At 70.9% G+C, this 7,928-nt stretch carries 9 protein-coding genes; all 9 read left to right on the top strand.

Annotation, left to right across the window (positions count from 1 at the left end; translation table 11 throughout):
* Positions 1-101: 101 nt before the first annotated feature.
* Positions 102-1,118 (top strand): ATP-grasp domain-containing protein, encoded by a 1,017-nt coding sequence (locus Q0C41_RS27945; RefSeq protein ID WP_291989691.1) that lies wholly within the window; start codon positions 102-104, stop codon positions 1,116-1,118.
* Complete coding sequence (locus tag Q0C41_RS27940; RefSeq protein ID WP_291989689.1) at positions 1,115-1,825, top strand: NTP transferase domain-containing protein; 711 nt, start codon at positions 1,115-1,117, stop codon at positions 1,823-1,825. Before Q0C41_RS27945 ends, Q0C41_RS27940 begins: the two co-directional genes overlap by 4 nt.
* Entirely contained in the window at positions 1,822-2,055 is a 234-nt protein-coding gene (locus tag Q0C41_RS27935) for a flagellar FlbD family protein (RefSeq protein ID WP_291989687.1), read from the top strand. The genes Q0C41_RS27940 and Q0C41_RS27935 overlap by 4 nt, the downstream gene beginning before the upstream one ends.
* A 3-nt stretch (positions 2,056-2,058) precedes the next feature.
* Positions 2,059-2,868 (top strand): flagellar motor protein, encoded by an 810-nt coding sequence (locus tag Q0C41_RS27930; protein WP_291989685.1) that lies wholly within the window; start codon positions 2,059-2,061, stop codon positions 2,866-2,868.
* Positions 2,865-3,674 carry an OmpA family protein gene (locus Q0C41_RS27925; RefSeq protein WP_291989683.1) on the top strand — a complete coding sequence of 270 codons (810 nt, stop codon included), beginning with the start codon at positions 2,865-2,867 and terminating at the stop codon, positions 3,672-3,674. The genes Q0C41_RS27930 and Q0C41_RS27925 overlap by 4 nt, the downstream gene beginning before the upstream one ends.
* A 16-nt stretch (positions 3,675-3,690) precedes the next feature.
* Positions 3,691-5,328, top strand: a complete 1,638-nt coding sequence (locus Q0C41_RS27920; RefSeq protein ID WP_291989681.1) for an NAD+ synthase — start codon at positions 3,691-3,693, stop codon at positions 5,326-5,328.
* Between the two features lie 180 nt (positions 5,329-5,508).
* Entirely contained in the window at positions 5,509-6,162 is a 654-nt protein-coding gene (locus tag Q0C41_RS27915) for an HD domain-containing phosphohydrolase (RefSeq protein ID WP_291989679.1), read from the top strand.
* Positions 6,163-6,177: 15 nt separating this feature from the next.
* Positions 6,178-7,047, top strand: a complete 870-nt coding sequence (gene motA, locus Q0C41_RS27910) for a flagellar motor stator protein MotA (protein WP_291989677.1) — start codon at positions 6,178-6,180, stop codon at positions 7,045-7,047.
* A 9-nt stretch (positions 7,048-7,056) separates the two neighbouring features.
* A partial coding sequence (locus Q0C41_RS27905; protein WP_291989675.1) for a flagellar motor protein MotB occupies positions 7,057-7,928 on the top strand: 872 nt, incomplete at its 3' end.

The raw sequence follows: 7,928 nt of genomic DNA, 5'->3' as shown, positions 1-7,928 counted from the left end.
GAGTACGCGCGGGCCCTCATCGGGTGTCGGCTGCCGCGGGCGCTGGCCGCGGGCGACCCCTTCGAGCCGGGCGATCTCGGGACGCCGCCGCGAGGGCGCGGGTGATCGCGCCCAACGTTCTGGTCACGGCGGCCTCGCGTCGCGTCGCGCTCGTCCGTGCCTTGCAGGGCGCGCTGACGCGACTCACCCCCCTCGGCCAGGTGATCGCCACCGACATCGACCCGTTCTCGCCGGCCGTGCACCTGGCCGACGCCGCGCAGGAAGTGCCGCGCAGCGACCATCCGGCCTACGTGGAGGCGCTCCTGGCCGTGTGCGCCACGCACGACGTCGGCGTGCTGGTGCCGACCATCGACGACGAACTGGAGATCATCGCGGCCGCCGCCGGGCGTTTTGCCGACGCCGGCGTCGTGGTGATGGCGCCGCACGTCGAGACGGCCCGCATCTGCCGCGACAAGTTGCTGACCGCAGCGCACCTCGAACGCCATGGCGTCCGCGTCGCCGTGACGTGGTCAGAGGCGGACGTGCGCGCCCAGCCCCCGCCGCCGCCGCTGTTCATCAAGCCGCGCACGGGCCGCGGCAGTGTCGGGGCCTACCGCGTCAGGAGTCTCGAGCAACTGCGGTTCTTCCTCGACTACGTGCCGGACCCGGTCGTGCAGGAGTATCTGGACGGGCCCGAGTACACCATCGATCTCTTCTGCGATCTCGAGGGGCGCGCCGTGGCCGCCGTGCCGCGCGAGCGGCTCGTGATCCGGTCGGGCGTGACCGACCGTGGCCGCACCGTGCGGAGCCAGGTGCTGATCGATCTCGCGCTGCGCTGCGCGGAGGTGTTGCAGTTCCGGGGCGCCGTCAACGTCCAGTGCCGGGTCGTCGACGGCACACCGGTCATCTTCGAGATCAATCCGCGGTTCAGCGGCGGCATCCAGCTGACCATCGCCGCCGGGGCCGATTTCGCCGAGTGGACCATTCGTGTCGCGCGTGGCGAGGTCGTGACGCCCTGCGTCGGTGCGTTCACCGACGGCCTGCGCATGAGCAGCTACGAATCCTCGCTGTTCCTCACGGACGCCGACGCGCGGGTCCTCGAACGGGCCGACCCCACGGTGGCGCCGGAGCGGCCATGACGTCGCCGGCCCGGGCCGTCGTCATCCTGCAGGCCCGGCTCGGGTCGCACCGCCTCCCCGGCAAGGTGCTCGCTCCCCTCGGCGCCTGGACCCTGGTCGAGTACTGCGTGGCCCGCCTGGTTGCCGCCGACGTCGGTCCGGTGGTCCTGGCCACCACGACCAACCCCGAGGATCAGGCGCTGCTCGCCCTCGGCGCGCGCCTCGGCATCCCCACCTGGGCTGGACCGGTCGACGACGTGCTGGCGAGGTATGTGGAGGCGGCGGCGGCGTGGCCGGACGCCGAGTATGTGCTGCGGGCGACCGCTGACAACCCCTTCGTGGACGTGGGCACCTCCGGGCGCCTCCTCAAGGCCCTGTCCGACGGTGCCGATTACGCCGTCGAGGAGGCGCTGCCAGTGGGCACTGCCGTGGAGGGTATCCGGCGCACCGTCCTGCTGCAGGCGGAGCGGGAGGCCGACGCGCCCTACGACCGTGAGCACGTCACCCCCTGGGTCCGCCGGACCGACGGGATCGTACGCGTGACCCCCCTGGCTCCTCCGGACGTACGCGCTCCGGACCTGCGACTGACCGTGGATACTGCCGACGACCTCGCCCTTGCCCGACGCCTCGTGATGGATCTCGAGGCCGGTGGTCGCGACGCACGTCTGGCCCCGCTCTCCGAGGTCATCGCCGCCGCTCGGCGGCTGGCGATGGGGGAGGGCACATGATTCGCGTGACTCGCCTCGACGGGACGCCCCTGCTGGTCAACATCGACCAGATCACCTGGATCGAGTTCAATCCCGACACCGTCATCGCCCTCGCCAACGGCGAGAAGCTGCTCGTGCGCGATGCCCCGAACGACATCGTCAGCCGCGTGCAGGACTACAAGCGCGGCCTGCTGGTGCCGCCGGTGCGCGAACGTCGCGGGGAGGTCACGGCGCTGCGCGCCGTGGAGTAGCCCGTGGCTGCCCGCCGCACGCGCGCCTACGACCCGCTGTCGCTCATCGGCCTGCCGCTCGGTCTGCTGATGATCGTGGGCGGCCACGTGGCCGAAGGGGGCAAGATCGGCTCGCTGCTCCAGGGAGCGGCGGCGTTGATCGTCTTTGGCGGCACGCTCGGCGCGGTCCTGCTGAGTCATCCCCTGCGGGACGTCAAGGCGGCGTGGCGCAGCCTGCGTGACGTGTTCGTGGACGACCTGCTCCCGGCCACCCAGGTGCTCGATGCCATCGGCCGTCTGGCGGTCAAGGCACGCAAGGACGGCATTCTCTCGCTCGAGGACGAGCTCGACTCGCTGTCGGACCCCTTCATGCGGCGCGGCCTCCGCCTCGCCGTCGACGGCACCAACCCGACGACGCTGCGCAACATGCTCGAGGCCGAGAACGACGGCCGCGAGGAGTTCGAGGAGGGACCGGCCCGCGTCTACGAGGCGGCCGGAGGCTATGCGCCGACCGTGGGCATTCTCGGCGCCGTGCTCGGTCTCATCCACGTCATGGAGAACCTCAGCGATCCGAGCAAGCTCGGGTCGGGGATCGCCGTGGCGTTCGTCGCCACCGTCTACGGCGTCGGGTCGGCCAATCTGATCCTGCTGCCGATTGCCGCCAAGCTTCGCGGCCGGGCGCTGCGGCGCGCCCGCCGGCGCGAGGTGATTCTGGAGGGCGTCCTGGCCATCCAGGAGGGCCAGAATCCCCGCCTCATCGATCAGAAACTGCGAGGCCTGCTGGCCGCCGAAGAGGCCGCGCCGCAGGCGGGGGCGCGCCGGAGGGCGGCGTGACCGGCCGACGCGTGCGCCGACGTCGCCATGCCGCGCCGGCGGTGAGCCACGAGCGCTGGCTCGTGTCGTACGCAGACTTCATCACGCTGCTGTTCGCGTTCTTCACCACGATGTACGCCATCTCCACGGTCGACGCCCGCAAGCTGTCGTCGATGGTGGACTCGATGCAGGTGGCCTTCGACTCGCGCGGCATCGCCATCCCCGCGCCCGACTCGGTGCCGCCTCGCAAGGCCACCGACGACAGGGTGCCCGCCCTCAGCGACGAGCAGCGTGAACGGGCGCTGGCCCAGCAGCTGCGCGAACGGCTCCAGGGGTCGTCGGTCGACGTCACCATCGACCATCGCGGCATCGTCGTCTCGATCAACGAGGCCGGCAGTTTCTCGACCGGCAGCGCCGATCTGTCGCCGGTCGCCCGCGAGGTGCTGGGGCAGCTGGCCACGACCCTCGGGCGTGATGCCCAGATGAAGCTGCGCGTCGAGGGCCACACCGACGATGTGCCGATTCAGAGCGGACGCTACGGCTCGAACTGGGACCTCTCGACGGCGCGCGCCACCTCCGTCGTGAGCTACCTGGTGGAGCAGGTCGGCATCGCGCCGCAGCGCCTGTCGGCGGCGGGCTATGGAGAGTTCCACCCGCGGGTGGACAATCGCACGGCCGCCGACCGGGCCCGCAACCGCCGGGTGGACATCGTGATTCTGAACGACGCCACCGCCGCCAGCGAGGAGCCGCGCCTGCGGCGGCCGGGCGCCGGATCCAGCGAGAGTGCACCGTCCACGCTGCCGAGCGGCCGGGTCTTCGCGGGCTGATAACATCCCGAAGCGCATGCGGATCGCGCTTCTCCAGCTCAACCCGACCGTCGGGGCCCTCGAGGCCAATGCGACCCGCATCGAGGCGGCCGTCAGGGCCGTCAGGGGGACCGTCGACGTGTGCGTCACGCCGGAGATGGCCCTGACCGGCTATCCGCCGCGTGACCTGCTGCTGGTGCCGGGGTTCGTCGCGCGAGGGCAGGAGGTCGCTGCTCGACTGGCCGCGGCGCTCGCCGGTGGCCCCTCGGTCCTGCTCGGGATGCCCATCCCCTCGGGCGTCGAAGCGGGACGCCCCCTGCTCAATGCGGCGGTCCATCTGCATGCCGGCGTGGTGGGGCAGTCGTTCGCCAAGTCGCTGCTGCCGACGTACGACGTGTTCGACGAGGACCGCTATTTCGAGCCCGGGCTGGCCGTCGAGGCGCTGACGGTCGGCGACCACCGGGCCGCCGTGAGCATCTGCGAGGACGTCTGGAACGACCCCGACGTCTGGACGACGCGCCGCTACGGTGGCGACCCGGTGGCGGCCTTGCGCGCGCTGGCCACGCCCGTGCTCCTGAACATGTCGGCGTCGCCCTACGCCCAGGGCAAGCTGGCGCAGCGCGAGCACCTGCTGGCCCATCTGGCGTGCAAGTACGGCGTCTGGGCCTGCTACGCCAATCAGGTCGGCGCCAACGACGACCTCGTCTTCGACGGGCGCAGTCTGGCCTTCTCGCCCGACGGCGTGTGCGTCGGCCGGGCGGCCGCGTTCGCCGAGGACACGCTGATCGTCGACACGGCGGCCCCGGCCACGGCCGTGGCCCCCTGGGACGCCCCGGTCGAGGCCGAGGTCTTTGCCGCCCTGGTGCTCGGGGTGCGGGACTACGCGCGCAAGTGCGGATTCACGAAGGCCCTGCTCGGCCTGTCGGGCGGGATCGACTCGGCACTGACGGCGGTCGTCGCCGTCGAGGCCCTCGGGCGCGAGCACGTCACCGGCGTGCTCATGCCGTCGCCCTTTTCGAGCGAGGGCAGTCTCACGGATGCTCGAGCCCTCGCCGAGGCGCTGGGCATGGCGACCCACGAACTGCCCATCGCCCCGGTCATGGCCGCCTTCGATGACGTGCTGGCCGCCCCGTTCGCGGGGCGCCCAGCCGACGTGACGGAGGAGAACCTGCAGGCGCGCATCCGGGGATCCCTGCTGATGGCGCTCTCCAACAAGACCGGCGCCCTGCTGCTCACGACCGGCAACAAGTCGGAACTCGCCACCGGGTACTGCACGCTGTACGGCGACATGAACGGCGCCCTGGCGGTGATTGCCGATGTCTACAAGACGCTGGTGTACCGTCTCGCGCGCTGGGTCAACCGCGGCGGCGTCGTGATTCCCCCGTCCACCATCGACAAGGCCCCGTCGGCGGAACTGCGGCCGAATCAGACGGATCAGGACAGCCTGCCGCCTTACGACGTGCTCGACGCCATCCTCGTGCGCCACGTGGAGCAGTGCGTGGATGGCCCCGGACTCGAGGCCGCCGGCTTCGACCCCGAGGTGGTGCGGCGGGTGCTTCACCTCGTTCGCATCTCCGAGTTCAAGCGCAAGCAGGCCGCGCCCGTCCTCAAGGTCACGCCAAGGGCGTTCGGCACGGGGTGGCGCATGCCGATCGCGCGCGGCACCTGGGGCTGAGCCGCGGACCGGGGGCGTCAGGCTCCCGGTCTGGGCTACCAGCCAGAGTGGTCGACTCCCGCGTCGTGCCCACGCATTGAAGGAGCGGCCCCGGCCGGCCGATTGCCCGTCCGGAGGGACAGGTCAGACCTGGTTCCCGCTTCCGGAGCGCACATGCACGGCTTTCCCGACGATTCTTCCTTGCTGTCTCTCGTCTCCCCGCCTCCAGATCGCTCGCGCACGGGGACGCTCGACGACCCGACGGGCGTCCTGCGCCACGTCCAGGGCTTGTTGACGGCCGCGGCGGAGGGGGGAGTGAGCTCGACGGCGCTGTTGCTGTCGGTCCTGGCGCGGCGCGACCGCGCCCTCGCGGCGCGCGCCCGTCGCACGGCCGAATGGGCGCGGCTGCTGGCCGAATGCCTCGGGCGTGAGGACCTGGCCAGGGAGGCCCACGACGTGGCGCTGCTGGCCGACATCGGGCACCTCGCCGTGGTGGCGTCCTTCGACAACCCGTGGCTGGAGTGGCAACGCCGCCGCGCCTCCCACGATCTCCTGCAGGCCGTGCCGGACCTGGCGCACCTGGCGCCCGCCGTTCTGTCGGTCAGCGAGCGGTTCGACGGCGACGGCATCCCGCTCGGACTGCACGGCGACGAGATTCCCCTGACGGCGCGCATCGCCCGGCTGGTGCGCGATTTCGATCTGGCGAGCCACGGCTGGTGGCCTGGCCAACCCGCGGCCGTCAGCGCGCGGGCCTGTTCCAACCTGGTGTCGCTGGCGGGGCAGACCCTGGATCCAGCGCTGGTACATACCTGGCTGCGTGTCCTGGACCGCGAAGTCGCGGCCGATGTGGCCTAGAAGAGGGACGCGTCCATGCTCGTGATTGTGGGTTCACTCATCGTGCTCGGGTCCGTCGCCGGCGGTTTCATGATGCACGGCGGCGTCCTGGGCGCCCTGTGGCAGCTCAACGAAGTGATCATCATCGGCGGTGCGGCCATCGGGGCGATGATCATCGGCACGCCGATCTCGCTCATCAAGGCGCTGATCGCCCGCTTCGGCGGCTTCTTCAAGAGCCCGCCGACCAAGGATCTCTATCTCGACCTGCTGGCCCTTCAGTACCAGCTCTATCGCTTGACGCAGCAGTCGGGCGTGATGGCCCTCGAAGCGCACGTCGAGGAACCGGAGAAGAGCACCATCTTCAGCAAGTTCCCGACGTTCCTGGCCAACCACCACGCGGTGGCGTTCCTGTCGGACTCGGTGCGCGTCATCATCCTCGGCGGCGTCACGCCGCACGACCTCGAGTCCCTGATGGACGAGGACCTCGAGGTGCATCACCACGAATCGCTCAAGCCGGCCCAGGCGCTGGCCAAGGTGGCCGACGCGCTGCCCGGCCTCGGCATCGTCGCCGCGGTGCTCGGCATCGTCATCACGATGCAGGCCATCGGCGGACCGCCGGAAGAGATCGGCCACAGCGTCGCGGCGGCGCTCGTCGGGACGTTCCTCGGCATCCTCGCCTCCTACGGCTTCGTGCAGCCGATGTCGAGCGCCATGGAGCATGCGGTCGATGCCGAAGGCCGCTACCTGGTCTGCATCAAGGCGGGTCTGCTGGCCGTGTACAAGGGTTTCCCGCCGGCGATTGCCGTCGAGTTCGCGCGCCGGACCCTGCCCGAGGACGTGCGCCCGACCTTCACGGAATCCGAGCAGGCCTGCAAGGGACAGAAGGACGCGGCTGCGGCCGCCTAGGACATCGCCATGGCTGCCCAGCACGCACCGGTCATCATCGTCAAGAAGGTGAAGGGGGGCCACGGTGGCCACCATGGCGGCGCCTGGAAGGTGGCCTACGCCGACTTCGTGACGGCGATGATGGCCTTCTTCCTGGTGATGTGGCTCGTCAACCAGAGCCCCGCCGTCAAGAACTCGGTGCAGTCGTACTTCCAGGACCCCGGGGTCTTCGAGTACGACCACGGGCGCTCACCGATCGCCGCCGGCGCCGGCATCGTCGGCAACGGTGGTGGCGGGCAGGGCAGCGACGTGGCCGCGGCCACGGCCGCGCTCGAGCGAGCCGCCGAGCGCATCAAGGAACAGATCAAGGCCATCCCCGGCTTCAAGAACCTCGAGTCGCAGATCGAAGTCAAGGTGACCGCCGAGGGGTTGCGCATCGAACTGCAGGAGGGCGGTCAGTCTACGTTCTTCGATTCGGGCAGTTCGCACGTCAAGGCCGAGACGCGCGAGGTGCTGGCCGTGATCGGCCGTGAACTCGCCTCGTTGCCGCAGGGAATCGCGGTGGAAGGGCACACCGATGCGGCGCCGTTCGGCCGCGACCGGTCCTACACGAACTGGGAACTGTCGGCCGACCGCGCCAACGCGGCCCGACGGATCATGGAAGAGGCGGGCATGCCCGCCGGTCACGTCAAGGCCATCCGCGGGTTCGCCGATACCATCCTGCGGACCCCCGACGAGCCGTTCGACCCGCGCAATCGCCGGGTGTCGATCGTGGTCCAGAACGAGAAGGCCGCACGCGCGGCCAAGGCCGCCGGATCGGTCCCCGGCGCTCCCGAGGCGACCGGGGCGGAGCCGGCCGCGGCCAGCGAGCCGGCGCACCCGGCCGAGGAGCACGCGCCGCC

The organism is Luteitalea sp. (assembly GCF_022842525.1).
Lineage (GTDB): Bacteria > Acidobacteriota > Vicinamibacteria > Vicinamibacterales > Vicinamibacteraceae > Luteitalea.
The sequence above is the reverse complement of the archived record's forward strand: the minus strand, read 5'-3'. Positions and strand labels throughout refer to the sequence as shown.